Raw genomic sequence first — 24,284 nt, 5'->3', positions numbered from 1 at the left:
GCCGCCATTTCACGTACCACCGGGGTCTGACACTCGCGGTGCTAGGGCTTCTTGTTGCGCTCCCGCAGCGCCTTGCACGGGTCGTCCTCCGGCATGGCCGGCGTGAACCAGACGTAGTCGTAGGGCAGGGTGGTGGCGCCAACGACAGCCGCGTAGTCCTGGGGGTTCAGCGCCTCCGGTGACACCTCCAGCAGCGCCACGCTCAGCACCGTGACGTCCTTCACGCGGCGCTCCAGGTGCGCGGGGACGCCCCGGTCCTTCCGGACGTGCCCGTTGCCGGTGATGAGGACCGCGCCGTCCGCGGGCACGGTCTCCAGCAGCCGGTCCGCCATCATCGCGTCGCGCGCCCGCTGCGCCAGCGCCATGGGCTCCAGCATCTCCTGGGGGAGCTGTCCGCAGTGCGAGCGGTCCAACTCCTCACGGACCGCCTTCGCCTCCGCTTCGGGCACGGGCGCTTCCAACCCCAGGCGCGAGCGCAGGTCGGAAGGAAGCGCGTCCGGCCCCTTCATCACCAGCTCCCGCACCTGCGCGCGGGGCAGGTTGGCGGCGACGATGGGCAGGCGCGCCTGGAGGCCCGCGGCGAACACGGGCTCGTAGAGGCTGAACGCGGGCCAGCCGCTGTGGGCCCAGTCCACCGCCTTCGCCAGGCCCTCCACGTCCTCTGGATGGGCCTTCAGCGCCGCGTCCACGGCGGGCTGCTGCGTGACGTCCAGCATCTCGAAGGCGAGCGCGGGACGCTGACCGGAGTCCGTCCTCGCGCGCACCAGCTCCGCCTGGAGCCGGTGATGGTCCGGGTGGTCGTGCCGTTCACCCAGGAGCACGAAGCGCGCGGGCACCACCGCCGCGCGCAGGGCGCTCTCGTCCACGAAGCGGCCTCCCGCCACGTCCCAGATTCGCCCCACCAGCGGGTGGTCCCGGTGCAGCGTCGTGGCCCACTCCCGCGCGGGAGGAGGGGAGGTCTGCTGCCTGCTGGCACAGCCGAGGGACAGCGCGAGGACGAGGGCGAATGAGGTTCGCGTCATCCCTTCATCTCACCCAGACCGCGCGGGGATTGCCCGTGTGAAAGCGGCGAGGCCCTCGCTCTCGGACACTGCGTCCGGAGAGCCCACCGGCGGTGGCCCGCCTGCTCCCATGGGGAATCAGTGGGCAGGTTCGAGGCCTCTCCGCTGAGAAGCCCTGCTCGGTAGGCGACGGAAAGGGCCGTCTGGCGGACTCCGGCGTTGAAGTGGGGAGACCGGCTGGCTACGTCCACACCAGGCCACCTCGTCCACGCGTCCCGCACCCCTCGAGCCTCCCCTGAGCCGTCCGACGAACGTACAGAACGCGGCGCAACCGGCGGCAGACGCAGGGGCCGCGCCGCGTCTCGAGGGATGGCTGGCGACGTTGCGCGGCGGCAGCGTGATGGGGCGGCTCATCCTGGAGCGGGACTGGTCCGGGACCCCGCTGGGCCCCATCGCGTCGTGGCCTTCGACGCTGCGCACCCTGGTGAGCATGTGTCTGACGACGCGCTTCCCCATGTTCATCTACTGGGGGCCGGAGCGCGTGCAGCTCTACAACGACGCGGGCATTCCCATCATGGGCGCCAAGCACCCGGACCATGCACTGGGGCCGCTGCGCGACGTCTTCCCGGAGCTGTGGCACCAGCTGGGGAGCATGTTCGACGAGCTGGAGCGCACGAAGCAGGCGAACTGGGCGGAGAGCCAGTCGCTGCCCATCCAACGGGGCGGCTCCGCCGAGGAGGCCTACTTCACCTGGTCCTACACCCCGGTGCTGGATGACGACGGCAAGGTGGTGGGCTTCTACACGCCGGCCCTGGAGACGACGGGGCAGGTCCTGGGGCAGCGGCGTTTGCGCACGCTGCACCTCCTCACCCAGCGAGCCGGCGGCGCGGGCTCCGTGGAGGAGGCGTGCCGGGCCGGCCTGAACGCGCTGGCGGAGAACCCCGCGGACCTGCCCTTCACGTGGCTCTACGTCACGGACGCGGACGGGGCACGGGCCTCGCTCGTGGGCTCCACTGGCATGGGCGCCCGGAGCGAGGCGGTGCCCGCGCACGTCGACCTGCGCGCGCCGGAAGATGGAGGACTCGCGGGAGGGCTCCTGGCTCCGGTGGCGGGCACGCGTCAGGCCGTGCGGGTGGACGACGTGAACGGGTGGCTCGGAGCACCGCTTCCGCCGGAGGCCGAGGCGCCGCCCCGGCCCGCCCTGGTGCTGCCGCTGCCGCACGCGGAAGGGGACCGCGACCTGGGCTTCCTGGTGGTGGGCCTGAGCCCCTTCCTGAACCCCTCGGGCGAATACCGGGGCTTCCTGGAGCTGGTGGCGGGGGCCCTGGCCACGGCCGCCTCCAGCGCTTGCGCACGGCAGGAGGCCGTGGATCGGATGGAGCGGCTCGCGGCGTTGGACCGGGCCAAGACGGCCTTCTTCAGCAACGTGAGCCACGAGTTCCGCACGCCCCTGACGCTGATGCTCGGGCCCGTGGAGGACGCGCTGTCTGACACGGCGGAGCCGCTGGCGCCGCGTCTGGCGGAGCGGCTGTCCCTGGTCCAGCGCAACGCCACCCGGCTGCTCAAGCTGGTCAACACGCTGCTCGACTTCACCCGGGCGGAGGCCGGACGCGTACGCGCGGCCTTCCAGCCCACGGACCTGTCCGCCTTCACCGCGGAGCTGGTGAGCCAGTTCGAGTCCATCGCGAAGCGCGCGCAGCTCACCCTCACGCTCGACCTGCCGCCCCTGGCGGAGCCCGTCTGGGTGGACCGCGAGATGTGGGAGAAGGTTGTCTTCAACCTGCTCTCCAATGCGATGAAGTTCACCTTCGAGGGCGGCGTCCACGTCCGGCTGCGCGCGGAGGAGGGCAGGGCGCGGCTGACGGTCCGGGACACCGGCAGCGGCATCCCGGAGGCGGAGCTGCCGCACATCTTCGAGCGCTTCCACCGCGTGGAGAACGCCCGCTCGCGCAGCCACGAGGGCAGCGGCATTGGCCTGAGCCTGGTGCAGGAGCTGACGAAGCTGCACGGCGGCACCGTGGGCGTGAAGAGCGTGCCGGAGCAGGGCACGACCTTCTGTGTCGCGGTGCCCCTGGGCAACGGCCACCTGCCGCGCGAGCAGCTCGTCCCCGAGGGAAGGGGTCCCTCGCACTCCGTCGCGCGGAGCGCCTCCGCCTACGTCGAGGAGATCCGCGGATGGCTGTCGCCGACGGGCCAGGAGGATGGGGCGCGAACGTCGGAAGGAGTGAGGGCCACCCCGCTGCTGCCACCCATGTCCGCCAGGGTGCTGGTGGTGGACGACAACGCGGACCTGCGCACGTACATCACGGGGCTGTTGGACGCGTCGGTGACGGTGGAGACGGCGGAGGACGGTTATGCCGCGCTCCAGGCCATCCGCGCGCGCCCGCCCGACCTGGTGCTGAGCGACGTAATGATGCCGCGCCTGGGCGGCTTCGGCCTGCTGCGCGAGCTGCGCGCGGATCCCCGGCTGCGGGCCATCCCGTTCGTCCTCTTGTCAGCGCGCGCGGGCGAGGAGGCCTCCGTGGAGGGCCTGGAGGCAGGCGCGGATGACTATCTGGTGAAGCCCTTCTCCGCGCGCGAGCTGGCGGCGCGGGTGCGCACCCAGCTGGAGATGGCGCGGGTGCGCCGGGAGGTGGCGGAGCTGTCGGCGCGTGAGGCGGGGCTGCAGGACGCGGTGCGCGCGCGGGACGAATTCCTGTCGGTGGTGAGCCACGAATTGAAGACGCCGCTGGCGGGCTTCCGGCTCCAGTTGGATCTCATCGAGCGGGGCCTGGGGCCGGACGCGCACGCCCGGTTGGGCGAGCGGCTCCTGTTCACCCGGCGGCAGGTGCACCGTCTGGCCACGGTGGTGGAGACGCTGCTCGACATGTCCCTGCTGTCCTCGGGGCCGGTGCACCTGAAGGCGGAGGACGTGGACCTCGCCGCGTTGGTAACGGAGGAGGTGGCCCAGGCGCGGGAGGAATTGTGCCGGGAGGGCTGCGAGGTGACCTTGCGCGTCGCGGGTCCGGTGCGCGGCCGGTTCGACAGGGCGCGCCTGGAGCAGGTGGTGCAGGGCCTGCTGTCCAACGCGTTGAAGTACGGACCGGGCAAGCCGGTGGAGGTGCACGTGGAGCAGGCGGGCCCGCGCGCGCGCCTGACGGTGGTGGACCACGGCATGGGCGTGCGCCCCGAGGACCGCGAGCGCATCTGGGAGCGCTTCGAGCGCGCGGTGTCCGTGCGCAACTTCGGAGGGCTGGGCCTGGGCTTGTGGATCGCCCGCCAGGTGGTGGAGGCCCACGGCGGCAGCGTCGGCCTGTCCGAGACGCCAGGGGGCGGCGCCACCTTCACGGTGTCACTGCCCCTGGACGGCCCGCGCTCCTGACAGGTCGTCACTTCGCTTCGGGAGCGAACGCGTCGACTGGTACGGCGCCAGTGCACGCGACGATCGTGCCGGGCCCAGCTTCGCCCGTGCATTCCGAGATCCTGAGCAGAGGATTGTTTGGGTAATTCCGGTTGCAGGGTTTGGCGGGAGTGCATCCACAGACAAAGGGATTCGGTATGTCTTCGCGGCGGCCCTGAAGCAGCAAGGCCCGCACTCTCCGTGGAGGAGAGGCGGGCCCTGTGTCTGGCATTGACTGTCTGACTGCGGGGAGTCCGCTACTTGGAATCCACCACCAGCACCATCCACCGGTCGGTGGCGTGGTCGATGCGCAGGTTGGCGGCACCGGCCTCCTGGAGCTGCTGCACCACGCGCTCCAGGAACTGGAGCTGCTCCGCCGTCGCGTCCACGAACACGTTGCGCGCGCCCGGGCCCTTCGCCTTCGGCTTCTTCGCCGGCGCCGCACCCGCGTGCAGCTCCGGGGCCGCCGCGGCCTTCAGCAGCGTCCCCGCGTCCTCCGCCGTCACCTCGGCGCGCTCGTCCTGCACGTCCACGTCCTGCTCCTCTTCCTTGGGGGCGGCGACCGGAGCGGCGGGCTGCGAGGACAGCTCCTTCTTCGCCTGTTCGCGCAGCTCGTTGAAGGTGCGCAGGTTGATGGTGGCGCCGAAGCGGTCCTTGAAGCTCTCCAGGGCGTCCTGGCGGCTCAGGTCGGGCTGGTTGCGGAAGAGGTCGAGCAGGAACGCGTGGCGCTCCTGCGACTGCTCCTGGGAAGTCCTGGGCATGGTGGTGTGGCTCCGGCGGTGTGGCCGCTCGTGAAAGGCGGCGCACCCTATACCCGAGCCTCCCCCCGGAACGAAAGCCGGGGGCCTGCTACCGCCCGCGCGGGCCCGGACGCGGCGTGCGGCCCCCACCCCGAGTCCCGGACGGACGCGGCTGCGCAGGACGGGGCCACGCGTTCGTCGCCAAGCCCTCCTCCGCATTCGAGCCCTCCGAGGCACGGCGCAGGCGCGCGGCCTCCGCGGCGGACTCCGGCGGCACCAACGCGTTCGGCCCCCGTCCAATCAGGTCCGCGCGCCCCGCCAGCTTCAGCGCCTCGCGCGCCAGCGGCCAGTGCTCCGGGTTCCAGTAGAGCAGGAGCGCCTTCTGCAGCCGCTTCTCCCGCAGGCCCTTCGCCGTGTACACGGGCTCCATCTTCAGCGGGTCCAGGCCCGTGTAATACATGGCCGTCGCCACCGACATGGGCGTGGGGATGAAGTCCTGCACCTGCCGGGGCCGCTTGCCCTTCTCCTTCAGCCACTGCGCCAGCATCACCATGTCCTCCAGCGTGGAGCCGGGGTGGCCGCTGATGAAGTAGGCGATGTCGTACTGCTCCTTGCCCGCGTCCTCGCTGGCGCACGCGAACATGTGCTGGAAGCGCTCGAAGCTCTCGATGCCGGGCTTCTTCATCTTCTCCAGCACGCGCGGCGACACGTGCTCCGGCGCCACGGACAGCTGGCCGCCCACGTGGTGCGCCGCCAGCTCCTTCACGTACTCCGGCGAGCGCTCCGCCAGGTCGTATCTCACGCCGCTCGCGATGAAGACGTGCTTGATGCCCGGCTCCTCGCGAACCTGCTTCATCAGCGAGATGAGCGGCCCGTGGTCCGTCTGGAGGTTCTCGCACACGCCCGGGTGCACGCAGGACAGCTTGCGGCAGCGGCTTTCAATGTCCTCGCTCTTGCACTTGAGCTTGTACATGTTCGCCGTGGGCCCACCCAGGTCCGTAATCGTCCCCCGGAAGTCCCCCATGCGCCGCACCTCGCGCACCTCGCGCAGCACGCTCTGCGCGGAGCGGCTCTGGATGACGCGCCCCTCGTGCTCCGTGATGGAGCAGAAGGTGCAGCCGCCAAAGCACCCGCGCATCAGCACCACCGAGTGCTTCACCGTCTCGTAGGCGGGGATGGGCTCCTTGTACATGGGGTGCGGCACGCGGTTGAGCTTCAGGTCATACAGCTCGTCCATGGCCACCGTGGCCGTGTCCCCGGGCTTCTGTCCGGCGCCGTCCTCCAGCGGCCGGGCGGGCGGGTTCATGTAGATGGCGCGGTTGCCGTGGCGCTGCGCGATGGCGCGCGCGTTGCCGGGGTTGGTCTCCATCTGGAAGTCCCGGCTCATCACCGCGAAGGCGCGCGTGTCCGCCACCACCTCCTCGTAGGAGGGCAGCACCACCACCTTGTCGTGGTCCGCCGCGCGCTTCGCCGGGTCCGCCTCCAGGGCCTTCATCGCCGCGTCGTTGATGAGGTGCGCGGTGCCCCGGATGTCCTTCAGGTCCTCGATGCGCTCGCCCCGGTGGAGCCGGTCGGCGATCTCCCAGATGGGCCGCTCGCCCATGCCGAACACCAGCAGGTCCGCCTTGGCGTCGAAGAGGATGGAGCGGCGCACCTTCTCGCTCCAGTAGTCGAAGTGCGCGATGCGCCGCAGGCTGGCCTCGATGCCGCCCAGCACGATGGGCACGTCCGGGAAGGCCTCGCGGCAGCGCTGCGCGTAGACGATGGAGGCCCGGTCCGGCCGGCAGTTGGTGCGTCCGCCCGGGCTGTACTGGTCCTCCGAGCGGTTCTTCTTCTGGGCCGTCAGCCGGTTGAGCATCGAGTCCAGGTTGCCCGCCGCCACCCCGAAGAAGAGCCGGGGCGCCCCCAGCGCCTTGAAGGGCTCCGCCGAGTGCCAGTCCGGCTGGGGGATGAGCCCCACCTTGAAGCCCCGCCCCTCCAGGAAGCGCGCGATGAGCACCGGCCCGAAGGCCGGGTGGTCCACGTAGGCGTCGCCGCTCACGATGATGATGTCGCATTGCTCCCACCCCCGGGCCTGCATGTCGGCGCGGGTGACGGGTAGGAACGGGTGGGCGTAGCGCGGGGTGATGGAGGCCATGGGCTGGGTTCCCCCTCAACAGTGGGGAGGGCCCAACCAACCCCATCAGGGCGGGCGCTGTCCACTGCGACGGCCGCCTGCCCTCCTGAGCCCCGAGGGACCGGCAACCCGTCAGGTCGTCCAAACCCAGACACGGAGTGCGCCGTTTCTCGCCTCCTTGCAAAGACAGACAGCAGGGTCATTGGGGCGCCAACGGGGTGTCTATGTATACCTGGACCTGGGTACATGTTTGCCCGTATTGCTAGAAAAATCCGTTTGTGGCAGAGAATAGTACGCGGGCCTGGCTGTCATTGTCTGGCGTCAGGCCGCTCCCCCCATCCCGGTCCCGCCCATCTCATTGGAGAGAGTCATGTCCCTGCGCCGTCCGTTGTCCCTGTTCGCGTCCCTGCTGATGCTGGGTGGCTGTGGTACCGAAACCCTGGAGGAGGGCGCGGCTCCAGGCCAGTCCAAGGCCGCGCTGCACACGGGCATCGACCTGGCGGTCAGCGGGTTGGGCGTGACGTGTGATGACGGGCAGGTGGCGACGGTGACGGGCACCATCGTCAACGAGGCGCCCACGGGCATCGACCCGTCGGTGGCGGGCATCTACGCGGGGGACCCGGCCGAGGGCGGCACGCTGCTGGCGACGGTGAACGTGCCCTGGCTGGTAGGCAAGGAGCGCTACGCGTTCGAGACGGCGGTGCAGGTGCCGGAGGGCACGCAGAAACTGTTCGTGGTCGCGGACGCGTTCAACTTCTTCCCGGAGGACAGCGAGGAGAACAACACCGGCTCGGTGACGCTGGCTCCTGGAGGTGGCTGTCTGGTGAACCAGGCACCGGTGGCGCTGTGCAAGAACGTGACGGTGGCGGCGAACGCGTCGTGCTCGGCGGCGGCGTCCATCGACGATGGTTCGTATGATCCGGATGGCTTCCCGCAGCCGCTGAGCCTCACGTCCAGCCCGGCGGGTCAGTACCCGGTGGGCACGACGCCGGTGACGCTCACGGTGTCGGACGGAATGGACTCGGCCACGTGCTCGGCCACGGTGACGGTGGTGGACGCGACGGCGCCGGTGGCCGGGGCGAGCAAGAACCTGGTGCTGGCCCGCACCCTGGGCGCCGACTACAAGACGGTCACGCTGGCGGACTGCGCGCAGCCCGCGGCGGACACCTGCGGCGGGACGCTGGACCTGCAGCAGTCGGCCTCCATCATCCGCGTGGAGTCGGATGAGTCCGAGGACGCGCTGTTCAGCCTGGCCCTCTTCAAGTGCCAGGACATCAAGCTGAGCGCGGACCGCAAGTCCGCGCAGCTGCGCGCGGAGTCCAGCCTGCTGGGCAACGGCCGCGTCTACACGATGGTGTACTCGGTGGCGGACGCGTCCGGTAACGCGACCATCGGCACCTGCAAGGTGAAGGTGCCCAGCCCCCTGGGCATCCTCTCCGTGGGCCTGGGGCCCAACTACTGCCAGGGCGAGGGTTGCCCGGCGGGCACGGGCAACGGGCTGCTCTGCCCGCTGCTGTAGTCCCCGCGGAGGTCCAAGGCGGTGAATGACGGCCCGGGTCCGCGAGTGTGCGCGGCCCGGGCTGTCGTGCGTGAAGGGGCCAGGGCTTCACCCCTGGTGCAGGCGTGCGAGGGGCCCCCGCGTGCGTTGACGCAGATCGCTGCCTCCCCTAGCTTGGCCGGCTTCCCGGCGCCGCCGCTTCCGAAGTGAGGAAGGGCCTCGCCGCGAGCACCCCGTATGATGCGCAGGACGGACGAGGAGTCGGGTCAGGGGGAGGCGCCGCGGGACGAGCGTGCTCCGGATGACCTCATGCCCGTGCTCCGCGTGGAGTACGACACCGACGTCCAGGAGGGACACGCCGCGCCCGTGCTCCGGGTCCGCTCGTCGTGGCCGCCGCAGGAGTCGGAGGACCCCGCGCCCGCGCCGACGGTGACGGAGGTGAAGGGCAGGGCGTCCGCGAAGGCGAGGACGCTGACCTTCCGGGAGCTGGACTCCGCGGCGCTGGCCTCCATGCCAGCCTCCCACCGCGTGAACCGCGCAATGCCCGCGCGTCCCGCCGTGCAGGGTGACGCTGCCAGCGCCGATGCGGAGCCCGTCTCCACTGACGCGTCGATGGACGCCGTCGAGGACAGGCCTCAGCGCCCGGTCGACGCTGGCACCGCCACGGCGAAATCCGCCGCGGCCCGTGCGCCGAACAACGAGGCGCTGGTGACGCCCGGCGCAGGCCCCTTCGACGCGGACGTCGCTTCGGGAGCGTCGAACGGCCGCGCTCCGAAGCCACCCGCGCAGGACCTCATCCGCGTGGACGACGTGGCCGACGCGCGTCCCACGGAAGAAGCACCGGCTCGCGACGTGTCCGCCTCCGGTGACGTCACCCCCGCGGAACGCGAGGCCATGCAGGCCGCCGTGTCCTCCGGGCGCCGCCGGGAGCAGTGGGTCGCCCCCACCTATCTTCCGGAGGACCTGCGCGACGCGCTGGTGGCTGAGCGCAGCCAGTACCGCGCGCAGCGGATCCAGGAGGCACGCGAGGTGGGCCTGGCCGGGCCGGGCGTGCTGGGACTGGTGCCCGTTCCCGCCGCGGATCCGGACTGGTCCGGCGGCTCGCTGCTCGGCTTCCTGGGCGAGGAGCTGGTGTTCGCCGGGAACATCGTCCACCTGGACTTCGAGTCCGGCCGCGTCTTCGCCTCCTCCGACTCCGGCGAGGACCTGGACCGCCGCGTCCTCTCCTGCGAGCGCTGGTGCTACCGGCCCTACGACTTCGCGGAGGCCCTGTGCGCCGCCGCGGCCGCCTACGAGGACCGCGTCTCCGACCTCACCAACGCCCTGGCGCGCGCGAAGGGTGAGCTCCTCCCGTCCACCCCGTCCCCCCGCGACGCGGAGCTCATCCCCGTGGACCGGCTGTGGCGCCAGCCGTGGGGCAGCATCTGGGGCCCTCCCGGCACCGGCAAGACAACCGCCGTCGCGGACCTCATCGCCCGCGCCCTGCGCGCCTGGCCGAACGAGCGCATCCTCGCGGTGGCCCCCACCAACCGCGCCGCGGACGAGCTGGTGATGCGCGTCAGCGCCCTGCTGGAGCGCGACCCCATCCCCCTGCGCCCCCTGGCCCGCAGCATCTTCCGCGGTGGCACCGGCGCCAGCGAGTCCCTCCACAAGTTGCCCACCGTGGCGCTGGAGGAGAACAAGACGAGCAAGCTGCTCAACACCATCCAGCAGCGCGAGCGCGAGCTCACCGTGGAGCGCTCCCGGGGCGGGCCCGCGCCGGAGCTCGCCCGCATGCAGGCGGAGCTGCGCACGCTGCGCGGCCGCGTGAAGGACCCCACGCTCAAGGAGGCGGAGAAGGGCGAAAGCCCCCTCATGGTCCTCACCGTGCACCGCGCCCTGCGGCTGGTGTCGGAGCTGGAAGGCGAGGAGACCTTCCAGCGGCTCGTGGTGGACGAGGCCGGCATGGTGACACGCGCGGCGACGGCGCTGCTGGCCCCGCTGGCCCGGCAGGTGACGCTCGCGGGTGACCCCAAGCAGATTGGCCCCGTGAGCCGCGCGGCGGAAGGGGCGGGGAAGGGCACCCAGACGTGGCTGCGCGCCAGCGCCCTGTCCCACCTGGAGGACGCGGTGAAGGACGCGGAGCGCCCGGACGTGCTGCTGCTGCGCACCCAGCACCGCATGCACCCGGACATCGCGAAGGTGGTGAGCCACTTCTGCTACGGCGGCGCGCTGGAGGACGGCGACATCGTGAAGGACCGGGCCCAGAAGCCCGCGCCCGTGCCCGCCTTCCCATCCCGCGCGATGTGGCTGGTGTTGGATGGCCTGAGCCGCGACACCCGCCGCCTCACGCACGGCCGGGGCGAGACGGGCTCCGGCTACCAGCGCGAGCTGTCCGCGGAGCTCGCCGTGACGCTGGCCCGCCAGGCCGTGCGTCTGGGTCTCACGGTGCTGTGCGTGACGCCCTACCGCGCGCAGGCGGCGCTCCTCCGCAAGCTGGGCAACGCGGCGGGGCTGCGCCACGACATGTTCAGCGCCTCCACCATCCACCGCCAGCAGGGCACCCAGTACGACGTGGTGATGGTGGACACGGTGGCCGGTGGCCGGCCCTTCCCGCCGCACACGCTGGTGCCCATCCTCAACGTCGCCGCCAGCCGCGCGAAGGAATACCTGCTGGTGCTCGCCTCGCGCGCGGAGGCCCGCGCCTCACCCGTGCCCGCGCGCTTCCTGTCGCTGCTCCCGCGCGTGCGCGTCCACGCCGGCACGCCGCCGAAGCTGGAGCTGCTCGCCACCCAGCCGCGGCCTCCTCCTCCGCCCCCGCCGCCGCTGGTGCCCGTGGGCCTGGGCGGTGAAATCGCGGGTGGCAAGGACACGGGCCCCCTCTTCACGCAGGAGCAGGTGTCCCTCTTCGAGCGCCGCTTCGACGACGGCCACCACCTGGTGCGCGGCGTGGCCGGCAGCGGCAAGACATACGTGCTGGCGCACTGGGCCGCGCGCTACCTGCTGGAGAACCCGCGCGCCCGGGTGCTGGTGTCCTTCTACAACCGCTCGCTCGCGCCGCTCGTGGACAAGCTGCTCATGGAGGCGCTCGCCGTGCGCGCGGGCCCGGATCAGGTCCGGCCGCTCAGGGCCCAGGTGACGGTGAAGCACGTGGGCGCGCTCCGGCGCCTGGAGCCCCACGCCTTCGACGCCGTCTTCGTGGACGAGGCGCAGGACATGGACGCCAAGGGCCTGGCGGCCCTGCACGCGCTGGTGCGCCCCATCATGGGCGAGGACGGCCGCGAGTCCCGCTGCTTCCAGCTGTTCATGGACGACTCGCAGAACGTCTACGGCCAGGTGCCCATCGACAGCTTGAAGGAGCAGCTCCCCGAAGGGCTGTCCTTCCGCGGCCGCACCCGCGTGCTCAAGGAGACCTTCCGCGCCACGCGCGACATCCTCGACGTGGCCTTCAACGTGGTGCTGGACCCGTTGCGCCAGCACCGCGTCACCGACCCCGGCATGCGCGAGTACATGAAGGCCGGAGAGCTGGCCCGCGAGCGGCTCCTGTGGCTGCCGGAGGAGACGCTGGAAGGCCTCTACCGCGTGCAGTCCACCGAGCGCGGCGGCGTGCTGCCGCAGGTGAAGGACTTCGCCTCCAGCACCAGCGAGGCGCGCTGGGTGGCGAAGGAGATCGCCCGGCTCGTGCGCGAGGAGGGCGTCCACCCCAGCGACATCCTGGTGGTGGCGCCGGTGATGCCCGCGTCGTTCACGGACGCGCTGCGCAAGGCGGGCGTGCCCGCGGAGGCCTACGGCGGCAAGGGCGGCCGGGACGTGACGGACTTCCGGGTGAGCGGCGTGGACCACGTGCGCGCCACCACGGTGTTCTCATGCAAGGGCCACGAGTGCCCCGTCGTCTTCTTCGCGGGACTGGAGGCCCTGGACTCCATCGAGGCGTGGATGGCGGGTGCGCGCCAGCGCAGTGAGCGCGAGAACGAACGCATCCGCCGCGCGATGTTCTACGTGGGGGCCACCCGCGCGATGAAGCGCCAGTACCTCACCGGCGTGCGTGGGGGCCGCTTCCTGCAGGTGGCCGCGTCCTACGTGGAGACGCTGTCCGGCCACCGCCCGGCGCCCTGAAACACAGGGCGCGGGACTTGTTACATCCGCCAGCCGCCGGGGACGCCGGCACTCTTGCCGAACGCCGGCTGCGCGTACACCTCACGGAAGCGCGCGCGCAGCAGGTCGAACGTCTGCTGGAGATCCGGCGCCGCGGCGCGCGTGTCCGGCAGCTGTCCGCCCATCCGCGAGAAGCAGCGGCTCATGGCGCCATCCAGCCACTGCGCCACGGAGGCGGTGTCCTGGTCCTGAAGCCGCTCGAACACGGACAGGGCGCGCTCCAGCGTCTCGCCGACCAGCTCCGTGGAGTCGACCACACTCCCAGCGCAAAGCTTCGCGGCCCGAACCTCCAGGGCCGGACGATGCTTGCGAACAAACTCCCCGAAGGCATGCAGATTCACGGTGACCATTCTTAACCCCTCGCCCCCACGCTGTCAGAACGCCGGCCGCGAAAATCCTTGGCTTCCGGACACCGTGAATCGTGTCGGTGGAAAAGGGTGGTGGGATGAATCATGTATCACTCTCCGTCATGGCAAGCGAGGGACCGGGAGCACTTCCCTCGGGTCGTGGGTCGTGCGGGCCACCCGGTGGGAGCGGGCAGACCCAGGGGGCCTGCGTTGTTCTTTGGCGCGTTTCAAGGAAAGCGAGAGACATGCGGCGCACGGTGGAGCTGACGGACATGCCAGGGAATGACGAGGGGCCCCGTGTCCTCTTGTTGCCCGGGCTGGGTGCGCGTGGATCGGGCTTTCGTGAGCTCGCCCTGCGGCTGACGGACGTGGCGCGTCCCGTCATGGTCGAGTACCCGGAAGGCGGGCATGCCGCGTGTGGCGCGAGGGCCCTGGCGGAGCAGGTGCTGCGCGTCACGGGGTCGGTGGACGCGGTGGTGGCCAGCTCCTTTGGCGGCATGGTGGCGGCGCACCTGGCCGCGGGCGGCGCGACGCGCGGCGTAGCGTTTCTTGGGGCCTTCACCCGCACCGAGCACGTGGGGCCTCGCGGAAGGCTCATCGCGATGATGGGACCCATCGCGGTGCTGGGACGTCCCGGACGCGTCGCGGCGTCGCTGGCGGCGTGGCGCCCGGTGGCCTCCCATCAGGTGGCGGACGTGGTGCCCACCACGATGCTGGAGCGGCTGACGACGCTGCGGCGCGCGTTCTCCATCCACGCGGAGCCGCCGCCGCCGGACCTGCGCCCGCTGAACGTGTCGTGTCTTTGCATCCAGGGTGACCGCGACGTGCTGGTGCCGCCGTCCTCGCTGGAGCGATTGGCCGCGTCGCTGCCGGAGGGCACGCCCCTGCACCTGCTGCGCGGGGCGGGACACGTGCCCTATTTCTCACACCCTGAGGAGTGCGCGCGGCTGCTCACGCCGTGGCTCCAGGCGCTCGCGCCCGCGGGGCTCGCGGTGCTGACGGCCCGGGGGCTCGGGGCGGATGTGGGAAGCGCGGCTTGACAAGGGCGCGCGCGGGCAACGGATCCACCCGCCCGGCGGGGGGGTGTACGGATGCGGGCGCGGGAAGTAGCTTCGCCTCCGCCGATGTCGACCCGTCCTCTTCGCGCGCTCCTCTTCCTGGCGTTCCTGTCCACGGCGGCACAGGCCGCCGCGGACTCCGCCCCCGGGCTGAATGCCTCGCCCGTGCTGCCCACCGCTCCGGCCCAGGCCGCCGCTCCGGCGCCCGCGCCCCGCCGCACCGTGTTGCTGTTGGGTGACAGCCTCATCGCCACGGGCTTCGGGGAGTACCTCCAGAACCAGCTCGCCGCGCACCCTCGCATCCGCTGCGAGCGCCGCGCGAAGTCGTCCACGGGCCTCGCGCGCCCGGACTTCTTCGACTGGCTGGAGGTCGGCCAGCAGGAGGTGCAGCAGCACCAGCCGGACGTCGTGGTGGTCATCCTGGGCGGCAACGACGGGCAGGCCCTGCACACGCGGCAGGGACGCGCCACCGTGGCCTGGGGCAAGCCGGACTGGCAGGGCGAATACCGCCAGCGGCTGACGGAGTTCGTCACGGCCATCTCCGCGCCGGGCCGCAAGATCGTCTGGCTGGAGCTGCCCGCCACGGGCCGCCAGCGCTTCGAGCAGAAGCTCGCGGTGATCCGCGACCTGCAGCGGGAGGTCATCGCCGCGCGCGGGGACGCCGTGCACCTGGACACGCGGCCCTACTTCACCGACGCGCGCGGCAAGGCACTGAAGCAGGCCCGCGTGGAGGGCTTCCGCAAGCCCATGCGCCTGCGCATGACGGACGGCGTGCACTTCACCGTGGCTGGCGGGCGCTACTTCGCGAACAAGGTGTACCCGGAGGTGCTGGGCGTGCTGGGCCTGGAGCACCCGGAGCCAGAGGAGCAGCACACCACGCGCCCCGCCGCCGCGAAGGTGAAGCCGGCGATGCAGGCCCTTGCTCCGGTAGCCCCGGCGGCTCCGGAAGCTCTCACGAAGCCGTAGCGGCCCTCCCGCGTCAGGAGTGGCGCGGCCAGGAGTTCTCGCTGCCCGCGTCGGGACGCAGCCTGCGCACGGCGCGCAGGAGCAACTCCTCGTCGCGCGGGTTGGCCAGGAAGCCGCGCGCCTCCAGCTTGCGCGCCCGTTCGAAGCCCTCGTCGTCCGACGTCCCGTGGACGATGAGCGCGCCCTCGATGTGGACCTCGCCCGCGAGCAGCCCCTCCATGGCCTGGAGGGGGGCGAGCACCAGGTCGTTGTCGCGCGTGTGCAGCACGTCCAGCGGCGTGGCGACGCGCGACGGGATGCCATTGCGCGCCAGTGTGCGGGAGATGAGCACCGCGGTGACGGGCGGCCATCCGTAGAGAATCAGCGGCGGGCTGGGCACGGCGGGGCGGCTCGGCTCCGGCGCGGCCCCGGCCGTCTCGCGGATGCCATAGAGGGCGCTGAGCGCGCGGGACAGGGCGCCGTCGGAGGCCAGGTGTGGCTCCACGCGTGCCTTGCCGGACACGGCCCGCACGTCATCCACCGCGTCCAGCGACAGCGGCGCGGGCACGGCCAGGTGGAGCACCTCCCGGTCCTCGCGCGTCTCCAGCCGCAGCGGTACGACGCCGTACTGCCGGGCGATGCGCGCGGGCACCAGCTTGGTCAGGGCACGGTCGAGCGGATGCCGGTCCAGGTCCACGGCCTCCACGTCGAACTGGATGGCCAGCCCGCGCAGGACGTCCGCCTCCGTGCACACGCCCTCGCTCACCAGGGCGCGGCCCAGCGGGACATGGACCTCGTGGTGGTGCACCAGCCCCAGGCGGAGCTGGCCTTTGTCGACCACTCCCAGCTCCAGGAGGATCTCCCCCAATGGGCGTCTGGTTCCGATTTCCATGCCCACTCAACGTGGCAACCGGCCCCGCACGCGACGACGCTCGGACGGGGGCTCGTCCGCCCGCCTGCCCTCAAGACGCGTGAAGGGGGAAGAGCGCCTCGTAGGCTTCCGGCTTGAAGCCCACGGTGACGGCCTTCTTCGTGACGAGCACGGGCCGCTTCACCAGCTTCCCGTCCTTCGCCAGCCACTCCACCAGCTCCGCGTCGGAGGCCGCGTCGACCTGCTCCTTGCCGAGCGCGCGGTAGCTCTGCCCGCTGGTGTTGAGCCACTTGCGCACGGACACTCCGCTTTGGGGAATCCACTGGCGCAGCTCCGCCACGGTGGGCGGCTGGTCCACGATGGGGCGCGTCTTGTAGGAGACGCCTCGCGCCTCCAGCCACTTCAGCGCCTTCTTGCAGGTGTCACATCCGGAGTACGCCAGCACGAGGATGTCATCGGACATGCGCGGGCTTCTACCAGAGCGCTTCCGGGAAGAGAGACCATGAACCGCTCCGCCACGCTCCACACCGTCCTGTCCGTCCTCTGCCTGCTGGGAGGTGGAGTGGGGTGCTCCGGCGAAGTCGAACCGGTTGAAGAGGTGCCGTCGGGCATCGTGCCCGACAGTGGCTCGCCGGACCGCGACGACGCGGGGACCCCGGACCGAGACGCGGGCACGTCGGACGCCGGCACGTCCGACGCCGGCACGGCTGACGCGGGGGCGTCCGATGCCGGTACCCCGGACGCGGGCACCGCCGATGGAGGCGTAGTCATCCCCGGAGACGGCGGCACGCAGGTGGCGGGCACGATGCCCGCGCGCCTGACGCTGGCCGGCTCTCCATACCGCGTCGTGGGCAACGCGCAGTACGTCGTCACCATCCCCAAGGGCCAGACGACGACGGTGGAGCCGGGCGTGGTCATCGACTTCAAGGGCAACCCCTCCGTGACGGACGCGGACGTGCGCGACAGCGCGCAGGACGTGATGAACCACCAGAACGGCCGCGTGGAGCTGCGCGTGTACGGCCGCATCCTGGTGCAGGGCACCGCCAGCGCGCCGGTGACCTTCACCTCCACCAATCCCTACGGCTGGTGGGGCATGAACTTCTTCGGAGACCAGTCCAAGGGCGACGGCGACCCCGTCTTCCGGCACATGGTCTTCGAGAAGGTGCGCAAGAATGACTACAACGGCGACCGGGACCGCACGCGCGGCGCGCTGTGGGCCTACTACCCGGGGCCGGTCACCATCGAGCACTCGCTCTTCCGCGACAACGAGTCCTCCGGCAAGTGCGGCGCGCTGGACCTGATGTTCACCGACGGCTCGGTGGTGACGGACACCCTCTTCGAGAACAACCGCACCCGCGACATCGACCGCTTCGCCACCGGCGACGGGGCCACGTCCGGGGGCGGCGCGATGTGCGTCACCCACGGGCGCAACTCCATCGTGCGTGGCAACACCTTCCGGAACAACACGCTGTCCGCCTTCCGGGGCAGCCGGTCCAACGCGCTCCAGCCGCGCACCTACGAGGTGTGGCCCAACGGCACGAACCACTACGACCTGGGCGGCGGCGGAGCGCTGCACTACTTCCAGCCCGACCACGACCTCATCGAGAACAACATCTTCGAGAACAACGCCGCCGTGCGCGGGCCCGGGGCGGCCCTCTACCTGGAGGACGTGCCCAACGCGGGCGTCACCCTGCGCGGCAACACCTTCACCGGCAACCAGGCCGGCGCCGGGGGCGTCATCGTCTGCAACCGGGGCGGCGGCGACGCCACCGAGCTGGTGCTGGGCGCCGGCAACACCTTCAGCGGCAACACCGTCAACGGCGCGGCGGCCCCGCAGGTGACGGGCGACTGCGCCCGCTGAAGAAGGCCACCCCCGAAGCCACTGGAGCCTGGAGCCCCTGCTCGCCCGCTTGGAGAGCAGGCGGGCTGCCATGCTTCAGGACCTGCCCCGTGGGGCCGCGAAGCGCATCCTTTCCGAAGCCAGCCCATTCCCTGGAAGGAGACGCATGGAGGGCACTCGCGCCGAACCCATCCCCACCCTGGAAGAGCCGCTGGAGGTGCCAACGAGGCGACGGCGGGGCTGGTGGATTCCAGGGGTGCTGGCGCTCGTGGCGCTCCTTGCGTTCATCCTCTCCCGGCACAACGAGGAGAAGCAGTTCCTGGAGCTGCTGCGGCAGGCCCGGCCCGCGTGGCTGCTGGTGGCCGCCGCGTGTCAGGTGGGCACGTACCTGTGCGTGGCGGGCATCTGGTGGACGGTCCTGCACCGGGCGCGCATCAAGACCTCGCTCTGGTCGCTGGCGCGGCTGTCGCTGATGAAGCTCGCGTTCGACCAGGTGATTCCCACCGGCGGCGTGGGCGGGTCGCTGCTCGTGGGCCGCGGGCTGCGCCGCCAGGGCGCGAACCCCGGCATCGCCGCGGGCGCGGTGCTGCTCACGGTGCTGTGCTTCTACATCGCGCAGGCGCTGGGCGTGGGCGTGAGCCTCTTCTTCCTCTGGCGCAGGTCCGAGCTGAACGAGTGGATCCAATGGCTCGTCACCGGCTTCGGCGTGGTGGCGTTGATCATCCCGCTGGGCATCCTCTGGGCCACGCGGCACCGCGAGTGGAAGCCGGGCCGCTTCGCCCGGCGCATCCCGTCCCTGGGCACCCTGCTCAAGGCCATCGCGGAGGTGCCGCCCGGCATGCTGCTCAACCCCGGCCTGCTCGTGCGCGGCGTCCTGCTGCAACTGGGCGTCTACGTGCTGGACGCGGCCACGCTGGGCGCCATGCTCCAGGCCCTGGGGCAGGAGGTCCCCCTGAGCACCGTGTTCGTCAGCTTCATGGTGGCCTCCATGGCGGAGACGGTGTCCATCATCCCTGGGGGTGTGGGCACCTACGAGGCCGCGTCCGTGGGCATGCTCAACCTCTTCGGCGTCCCGGTGGAGGCGGCGCTCGCGGGCACCCTGCTCCTGCGCGGCTTCACCCTGTGGCTGCCCCTGCTTCCCGGCCTGTACCTGCTACGCCACACCTTCCACCGCCGCCCCGTGCCCGGGGGGCAGGCAGGCTGACTTCGCCGGAAGTCGCGGAAGGTCCCACGCCTTTCGCCGCCGCTTCCCGTGGCCGCCCGTCTTGCGCGATGGTTCGCGCCGCGTGGACGACACCGGAAGGGAGAGCGAAGCACTCATGAACCTGGGCCCGGCGCTGTTCCTCCACCCCGGCGTGAAGGTGCGGCCGTGCGAGTGGGGCATGGGCGTCTTCACCGACACCTTCATCGCCGCGGGTGAGCTCATCGAGGAGTGCCACTACCTCAAGGTCCCGCAGCGGCAGTGCAGGGGTGAACCGCTCGATGATTATGTTTTCGAGATTCGCTGGCACCGCCACGAGGAGCCCCGCAAGGGCGACTGGGTCGCGCTCGTGATGGGCTACGGGATGATCTATAATCACGCCAGCGACCCCAACGCGTCCTACAGCCGCGCGGAGGACCGCGATGTGTTCCGTTATCACGCACTGCGGGACATCCACCCTGGTGAGCAGATCTTCATCAGCTACGGGGAGAACTGGTGGAAGGCGCGAGGTGAGGAAGTTCCTCCCTGAGTCGCTACGCACCGTGTGCGCACCTGACCGGTGCGTTCGCACTTCCTGCTCCGTGAGTGCCGCTTCTTCCTTGGGGAAGCATGGAAACGCTCGGAAATGAATTCACCCCTGTCCGCGTGGGGAGCAACCAGTACAATGCGAGCCGCCTGTGCGCCGGTGCTCCAGGCCGCGCGGATGCGAGGAATGCCAGACATCATGCCATTGCGTCGTTTCTACCTGTCCTCCGCTCTCGTGCTGTCCGCCTCCGCCTGCACCGGCAACATCGGTGGGCAGGACGCGGAGCTTGAAAGCGCGGCGGCCCCCGCTCGGGTGCGCCGGCTGACGCGCGACGAGTACAACAAGTCCGCCGCCGCGGTGCTGGGCACCGAGGTGGACATCGCCCAGGGCTTCGCGGCCGAGGACACCATCCTCGGCTTCTCCACCCACGAGCGGCTCCAGGTGACGTCGCTCCTGGCGGATCAGCTCGACACCGCCGCGGTGACGCTGGCGGAGCAGGGCAAGTCACAACTGAGTGACCTCTACGCGTGCCCCAAGGGCAAGACGCAGGACGAGTGCGCGCGGTCCTTCATCCAGCGCGTGGGTGAGCGCGCCTTCCGCCGGCCGGTGACGGCGGAGGAGGAGACGGACCTCTTGGCCCTCTTCAACGAGGGCAAGAAGGGCGGCACCATGGCGACGGGCGCGGAGCTGGTGCTCCAGGCGCTCTTCTCCTCCTCGTCCTTCCTGTACCGCACGGAGCTGGGGCCGGAGACCGCCCGCAAGGGCCAGGTGGTGGAGCTGACCGCCTACGAGCTCGCCTCCGAGCTGTCCTTCATGGTGACCGGTGGACCGCCGGACGCCACGCTGCTCGCCTCCGCCAAGGCCGGCACGCTGTCCTCGCCCGACGAGCGCGAGGCCCAGGCGCGCCGCCTGCTCAAGACGGAGGCCGCGCAGGTGAAGCTGCGCCAGTTCTTCGTGGAGTGGCTGGGGCTGGGTGGCCTGGCCAAGGTCAACAAGAACAACCTGGTGTACCCGGACTACAGCGTGGACTTCCGCGACTCCATGGTCCGCGAGCGCGACGCCTTCATCGACTTCATCGTGAAGGAGCACTCGGGCTCCGTGGCGGAGCTCCTGGGCGCCAACTACTCGTTCGTGGACGAGACGCTGGCGAACTTCTACGGCGAGCTGGAGCGCACCAACGTGGATGACAACACGGGCCTGGGCCGCGTGACGCTGCCGCCGGAGCGCCTGGGCATCCTCACGCAGGCGGGCGTGATGTCCACGTACGCCCACTTCGACTCGTCCTCGCCCATCAAGCGCGGCAAGTTCGTGCTCACGCGCCTGTTGTGCCGCACGGTGCCCGCGCCGCCGGCCAACGTGTCCACCATTCCCCCGGCCCTGTCGGAGAACGCCACCACCCGCGAGCGCTTCGCGGCGCACACCGACAACGCCGCGTGCGCCAGCTGCCACAAGACCATCGACCCCATGGGCTTCGGCATGGAGGACTTCGACGGCCTGGGCCAGCACCGCACGGAGGAGAACGGCAAGAAGGTGGACGCCAGCGGCGCGGTCATCGCCAGGGACGGCACCACCAACCTGGGCAACTTCACCGGCGGCGCGCAGCTGGCGCGCTTCCTGACGACGAGCGAGGAATTGGCCAACTGCGTGCCGTTGCAGTTCGTGCGCTACGCCATGGGGCGTGATGAGCACGCCTCGGACGCGGAGCTGCTCGCCGCCATGCGCACGGGCCCCTACCGCACGGATGGCATGAAAATCACCGAAGCGCTGGTCAGCCTGGTGCGTTCGTCTTCCTTCACCCAGCGGCGTCTGCCCACCCGTTGAGCTTTGACTTCCATGCCCCGCGACTTCTCCCGACGCAGCATCCTGAAGCTCCTGTCCGGCACGGCCATGGCGGCGCCCTTCGCGCACCTGCTCACCAGCTCCGTCGCCGAAGCGGCGGACGCCGCGCCCCTGCGCTTCATCGCCCTGTTCACCCCCCACGGCCTCCTGCCGGAGTACTGGGTGCCCAAGGGCAATGACACCAGCTTCAACATCGACTTCGAGAACTCCGTCCTCCAGCCGCTCCAGCGCCACCGGGACAAGCTCCTGGTGCTGGACGGCCTGGACTACCGCGTCCTCTACGAGCACGGCCGCACCGGCCACGAGGGCGGCCCCGTCACCTTCCTCACCGGCAGCCAGGTGGAGGTGTCCAGCGGTGACGAGCTGCCCGCCAACGCGTCCCTGGACCAGGTGATTGGCAACGCGGTGGGCGGTTCCACCCAGTTCCGCTCCCTGCAGCTGCACGCCTTCGAGCAGTTCGGCGCCCAGCACGTCTACAACAGCATCTCCTTCACGGAGAACGGCTCGCGCGTGCCGTTCGAGCTGAACCCCGCCAACGTCTACAAGCGGCTCTTCGCCAGCATGGGCGGCTCCGAGGCGGAGGCGCAGGCCATGCTGTCCAAGCGCAAGAGCCTCCTGGACTACCTCATCAAGGACGCCACCCGGCTGAAGTCGCGGCTGGCGGCCGCGGAAGGCACCAAGCTGGACACGCACCTGGCGGCGCTGCGCGACATCGAGCGGCGGCTCACCAACTCGGGCGCGCTCAACTGCTCCGCGCCGGTGAAGCCCGCCAACACCGACCTGGGTGACATCAACAACATGCCCGCCCTCACCGAACTGCACATGGACCTCATCGCCCGTGCGTTCGCGTGTGATTTGACGCGCGTGGTGACCATGACCATCCCCGGCCCGTCCATGCCGTGGATTGGCATCGACGAGGACATCCACAACGACATCGCCCACCGCACGGACACCCAGTCCGAGCCGGCGCGCACCGAAATCCGCCTGCGCATGGTGGCGGTGCAGCGGTGGTACTCCGAACAGCTGGCGCGGCTGATGGACACGCTCAAGTCCATCCCGGAGGGCAGCGGCACGGTGCTCGACAACACCGTCATCCTGTGGGGGAACGAGCTGGGCGACGCCGCCGGCCACATGAACGTGTCCATCCCCACGGTGCTGGCGGGCGGCGCGGGCGGGAAGTTCCGCATGGGCCGCATGCTGTCCCTGCGCCCCGGGAAGGACCCGCTGGGCGACTGGAAGGGCCCGGGCGCGAAGCTGGAGGGCGCGGTGCCGCACAACAAGCTGCTCACCTCCATTGCCCAGGCCTTCGGCGTGAACGTGGATCGCTTCGGCCACGACGATTACGCGGGCACGCTCGACCTCAGCTGAAGCCTCCTGGTGGCCTGACAGGCCCCGGAAAAGACAACGGGAGCGGACCCCTGGGGCCCGCTCCCGTTTTCATTTCAGCGAAGCGACGGTGGGGACTACCCGCCGAGCGCGCCGTTGATGAGGGGCGCGAGGATGCTCATGCCCGCGTCCTCGTTGTTGTAGTTGTTGGCCGGCTCGTAGATGCGGATGCGCTGGTTGTTGTTGATGAAGCGCGACAGGAAGACGTCCATGGGGACCATCTCGCTGTGGCAGGCCCAGGACTGCCACGGGCTGTCGATGTACTCGTACCAGTACTTCTTCTCCATCCGCTGGCAGGCGTGCGCGCCCACGAAGGTGATGATGGTGCTGCAGTGGCTTTGGTTGATGGCGCGGTGGTGCGGGATGAAATAGCTGAAGTTGTTGTACTTGTTCAGCTCGTTCACGAACGCATCCTGGTCCTGCTTCCAGTACGCGTGGATGGACGCCTGGTCGTTGGGCGTCTTGAAGCGCTCATACGAATAGCGCGAGTAGTTGTAGTCCAGCGTGTAGCCCGTGTACGCGAGCTGGTCGTTCGGGAACTCCGTGGCCACCATCTTGTTGATGGAGCCCATGTCGTTGATGTTGAAGCTGGCCGGCAGCTGGCTGAACACCGAGTCCAGGTTCCACGACGAGCGGATCTTGTCGTGCAGCGGGCGCGACAGGGAGTTCGCGTTCGGCGCCATGAAGATGGGGCCGGAGTCGTTGATCATGTACCCCTTGGCCGGGTTGATGGCCTTGCGGATGAAGTAGTAGCCGGCGGAGGTGGACGTGCCGCCCGCGCTGTAGCCCGTCACCAGCAGCTTCTGCACGCTGGGGAAGTTCTGCTTGGCGTAGTTCGCCGCGGCCAGCGTGTTGGCGTAGCCGTTGTGGTACCAGGTCAGCGGCGCCTGGCCGCCGGTGGCGTCCACGTACGTCTTGGCGTTGTTGCCGATGTGCACGTCGCCCGTGCAGTACGGCAGGTAGACGACGTTCCAGCCCTTCGTGACGATGTCCTTGCGGTCGCGGAAGGGCAGGCCCGGGTCCGCCCCGTTGACGATGGGGGACACGTACTTGGCCGTGAACTGCGTCATGTAGTCGTCGGCGATGCCGTTGGGGTTCGCCGCGCCCAGGATGCCCAGGCGGCCGCTACAGGAATCGTAGTCCCAGCACGCGCCACCACCCTCCATCATGAACAGCAGGTTGGGCGAGTTCGTCTTGTGCACGAAGAACTTGTACTGCGAGCCGTTGCCACACTTCAGGCCGGGCAGCGTCACCTTCTGCCAGGGGTAGGTATTGCCGCCGTCCACCAGCACGTCGACGATGCCTTCCACCAGCACTTCAGCATGCGCTGCGCCCACGGGGGCAGAGAGGGCCAGAAGGCTCATCCAGAGAAAACTTCTCATGCGGCTTCCTCCAAAGGGGGA

17 protein-coding genes are annotated in these 24,284 nt (G+C 70.4%); 10 read left to right on the top strand and 7 right to left on the bottom strand.

All coding sequences use genetic code 11. The annotated features are described in order from the left end of the window. Positions 1-41: 41 nt before the first annotated feature. Positions 42-1,022, bottom strand: coding sequence for a ChaN family lipoprotein (locus D7X30_RS21590; RefSeq protein ID WP_120564851.1), 981 nt, complete (start codon positions 1,020-1,022; stop codon positions 42-44). A 361-nt stretch (positions 1,023-1,383) separates the two neighbouring features. On the opposite strand from D7X30_RS21590, the gene D7X30_RS21585 reads away from it, so the two are divergent. Next, positions 1,384-4,362, top strand: a complete 2,979-nt coding sequence (locus D7X30_RS21585) for an ATP-binding protein (RefSeq protein WP_199724478.1) — start codon at positions 1,384-1,386, stop codon at positions 4,360-4,362. A gap of 275 nt (positions 4,363-4,637) precedes the next feature. Here D7X30_RS21585 and D7X30_RS21580 read toward each other — a convergent pair whose 3' ends face one another. Together D7X30_RS21580 and D7X30_RS21575 are read right to left on the bottom strand one after the other, a co-directional pair. Further along, entirely contained in the window at positions 4,638-5,141 is a 504-nt protein-coding gene (locus D7X30_RS21580; protein WP_120564849.1) for a hypothetical protein, read from the bottom strand. Positions 5,142-5,229: 88 nt separating this feature from the next. Beyond that, entirely contained in the window at positions 5,230-7,257 is a 2,028-nt protein-coding gene (locus tag D7X30_RS21575; protein ID WP_120564848.1) for a YgiQ family radical SAM protein, read from the bottom strand. Positions 7,258-7,606: 349 nt separating this feature from the next. Here D7X30_RS21575 and D7X30_RS21570 point away from each other — a divergent pair, with 349 nt between their 5' ends. Together D7X30_RS21570 and D7X30_RS21565 are read left to right on the top strand one after the other, a co-directional pair. Further along, positions 7,607-8,755 (top strand): hypothetical protein, encoded by a 1,149-nt coding sequence (locus D7X30_RS21570; protein WP_120564847.1) that lies wholly within the window; start codon positions 7,607-7,609, stop codon positions 8,753-8,755. 216 nt (positions 8,756-8,971) lie between these two features. Further along, positions 8,972-12,829 carry an AAA family ATPase gene (locus D7X30_RS21565; protein ID WP_120564846.1) on the top strand — a complete coding sequence of 1,286 codons (3,858 nt, stop codon included), beginning with the start codon at positions 8,972-8,974 and terminating at the stop codon, positions 12,827-12,829. A 20-nt stretch (positions 12,830-12,849) separates the two neighbouring features. On the opposite strand, the gene D7X30_RS21560 is transcribed toward D7X30_RS21565, so the two are convergent. After that, positions 12,850-13,218 (bottom strand): hypothetical protein, encoded by a 369-nt coding sequence (locus D7X30_RS21560; RefSeq protein WP_147443269.1) that lies wholly within the window; start codon positions 13,216-13,218, stop codon positions 12,850-12,852. 242 nt (positions 13,219-13,460) lie between these two features. On the opposite strand from D7X30_RS21560, the gene D7X30_RS21555 reads away from it, so the two are divergent. Together D7X30_RS21555 and D7X30_RS21550 are read left to right on the top strand one after the other, a co-directional pair. Beyond that, positions 13,461-14,255, top strand: a complete 795-nt coding sequence (locus D7X30_RS21555) for an alpha/beta fold hydrolase (RefSeq protein WP_120564844.1) — start codon at positions 13,461-13,463, stop codon at positions 14,253-14,255. Positions 14,256-14,339: 84 nt separating this feature from the next. Further along, entirely contained in the window at positions 14,340-15,239 is a 900-nt protein-coding gene (locus D7X30_RS21550) for a DUF459 domain-containing protein (protein ID WP_120564843.1), read from the top strand. Positions 15,240-15,252: 13 nt separating this feature from the next. Here D7X30_RS21550 and D7X30_RS21545 read toward each other — a convergent pair whose 3' ends face one another. Together D7X30_RS21545 and D7X30_RS21540 are read right to left on the bottom strand one after the other, a co-directional pair. Beyond that, positions 15,253-16,110, bottom strand: a complete 858-nt coding sequence (locus D7X30_RS21545; RefSeq protein ID WP_120564842.1) for a general secretion pathway protein GspE — start codon at positions 16,108-16,110, stop codon at positions 15,253-15,255. Positions 16,111-16,180: 70 nt separating this feature from the next. Then, a complete protein-coding gene (locus D7X30_RS21540) occupies positions 16,181-16,552 on the bottom strand; it encodes a Spx/MgsR family RNA polymerase-binding regulatory protein (RefSeq protein ID WP_120564841.1) in 372 nt (123 codons plus the stop codon). A gap of 39 nt (positions 16,553-16,591) precedes the next feature. Here D7X30_RS21540 and D7X30_RS21535 point away from each other — a divergent pair, with 39 nt between their 5' ends. From D7X30_RS21535 to D7X30_RS21515, 5 genes are all read left to right on the top strand, one after another. Then, the gene (locus tag D7X30_RS21535; protein WP_120564840.1) at positions 16,592-17,950 is read left to right on the top strand and encodes a right-handed parallel beta-helix repeat-containing protein; all 1,359 of its coding nucleotides are present in this window, start codon (positions 16,592-16,594) and stop codon (positions 17,948-17,950) included. A gap of 145 nt (positions 17,951-18,095) precedes the next feature. After that, positions 18,096-19,133 carry a lysylphosphatidylglycerol synthase transmembrane domain-containing protein gene (locus D7X30_RS21530; protein WP_120564839.1) on the top strand — a complete coding sequence of 346 codons (1,038 nt, stop codon included), beginning with the start codon at positions 18,096-18,098 and terminating at the stop codon, positions 19,131-19,133. Between the two features lie 115 nt (positions 19,134-19,248). After that, positions 19,249-19,659 carry an SET domain-containing protein-lysine N-methyltransferase gene (locus tag D7X30_RS21525; protein ID WP_120564838.1) on the top strand — a complete coding sequence of 137 codons (411 nt, stop codon included), beginning with the start codon at positions 19,249-19,251 and terminating at the stop codon, positions 19,657-19,659. 195 nt (positions 19,660-19,854) lie between these two features. Then, complete coding sequence (locus D7X30_RS21520; protein WP_233591697.1) at positions 19,855-21,477, top strand: DUF1592 domain-containing protein; 1,623 nt, start codon at positions 19,855-19,857, stop codon at positions 21,475-21,477. A 12-nt stretch (positions 21,478-21,489) separates the two neighbouring features. After that, positions 21,490-22,863: a DUF1552 domain-containing protein gene (locus tag D7X30_RS21515; protein ID WP_120564836.1), complete on the top strand. Its 1,374-nt coding sequence runs from the start codon at positions 21,490-21,492 to the stop codon at positions 22,861-22,863. 95 nt (positions 22,864-22,958) lie between these two features. On the opposite strand, the gene D7X30_RS21510 is transcribed toward D7X30_RS21515, so the two are convergent. Next, the gene (locus tag D7X30_RS21510) at positions 22,959-24,263 is read right to left on the bottom strand and encodes a pectin acetylesterase-family hydrolase (protein ID WP_120564835.1); all 1,305 of its coding nucleotides are present in this window, start codon (positions 24,261-24,263) and stop codon (positions 22,959-22,961) included. Between the last annotated feature and the right edge of the window lie 21 nt (positions 24,264-24,284).

Source organism: Corallococcus sp. AB011P (genome assembly GCF_003611605.1).
In the GTDB taxonomy this organism is placed as follows: Bacteria; Myxococcota; Myxococcia; order Myxococcales; family Myxococcaceae; genus Corallococcus; species Corallococcus coralloides.
Note: the sequence above shows the minus strand (reverse complement) of the source record. Positions and strands in the feature narration are given on the sequence as shown.

Excerpts from the sequence above, each read along its gene's own strand:
- D7X30_RS21570 (WP_120564847.1), top strand. The coding sequence starts at position 7,607 with ATGTCCCTGCGCCGTCCGTTGTCCCTGTTCGCGTCCCTGCTGATGCTG.
- D7X30_RS21530 (WP_120564839.1), top strand. The coding sequence starts at position 18,096 with ATGGAGGGCACTCGCGCCGAACCCATCCCCACCCTGGAAGAGCCGCTG.
- D7X30_RS21555 (WP_120564844.1), top strand. The coding sequence starts at position 13,461 with ATGCGGCGCACGGTGGAGCTGACGGACATGCCAGGGAATGACGAGGGG.
- D7X30_RS21535 (WP_120564840.1), top strand. The coding sequence starts at position 16,592 with ATGAACCGCTCCGCCACGCTCCACACCGTCCTGTCCGTCCTCTGCCTG.
- D7X30_RS21520 (WP_233591697.1), top strand. The coding sequence starts at position 19,855 with ATGCCATTGCGTCGTTTCTACCTGTCCTCCGCTCTCGTGCTGTCCGCC.
- D7X30_RS21515 (WP_120564836.1), top strand. The coding sequence starts at position 21,490 with ATGCCCCGCGACTTCTCCCGACGCAGCATCCTGAAGCTCCTGTCCGGC.
- D7X30_RS21545 (WP_120564842.1), bottom strand. The coding sequence starts at position 16,110 with ATGGAAATCGGAACCAGACGCCCATTGGGGGAGATCCTCCTGGAGCTG.
- D7X30_RS21550 (WP_120564843.1), top strand. The coding sequence starts at position 14,340 with ATGTCGACCCGTCCTCTTCGCGCGCTCCTCTTCCTGGCGTTCCTGTCC.
- D7X30_RS21540 (WP_120564841.1), bottom strand. The coding sequence starts at position 16,552 with ATGTCCGATGACATCCTCGTGCTGGCGTACTCCGGATGTGACACCTGC.
- D7X30_RS21525 (WP_120564838.1), top strand. The coding sequence starts at position 19,249 with ATGAACCTGGGCCCGGCGCTGTTCCTCCACCCCGGCGTGAAGGTGCGG.
- D7X30_RS21575 (WP_120564848.1), bottom strand. The coding sequence starts at position 7,257 with ATGGCCTCCATCACCCCGCGCTACGCCCACCCGTTCCTACCCGTCACC.
- D7X30_RS21580 (WP_120564849.1), bottom strand. The coding sequence starts at position 5,141 with ATGCCCAGGACTTCCCAGGAGCAGTCGCAGGAGCGCCACGCGTTCCTG.
- D7X30_RS21590 (WP_120564851.1), bottom strand. The coding sequence starts at position 1,022 with ATGACGCGAACCTCATTCGCCCTCGTCCTCGCGCTGTCCCTCGGCTGT.
- D7X30_RS21560 (WP_147443269.1), bottom strand. The coding sequence starts at position 13,218 with ATGGTCACCGTGAATCTGCATGCCTTCGGGGAGTTTGTTCGCAAGCAT.
- D7X30_RS21510 (WP_120564835.1), bottom strand. The coding sequence starts at position 24,263 with ATGAGAAGTTTTCTCTGGATGAGCCTTCTGGCCCTCTCTGCCCCCGTG.
- D7X30_RS21565 (WP_120564846.1), top strand. The coding sequence starts at position 8,972 with ATGATGCGCAGGACGGACGAGGAGTCGGGTCAGGGGGAGGCGCCGCGG.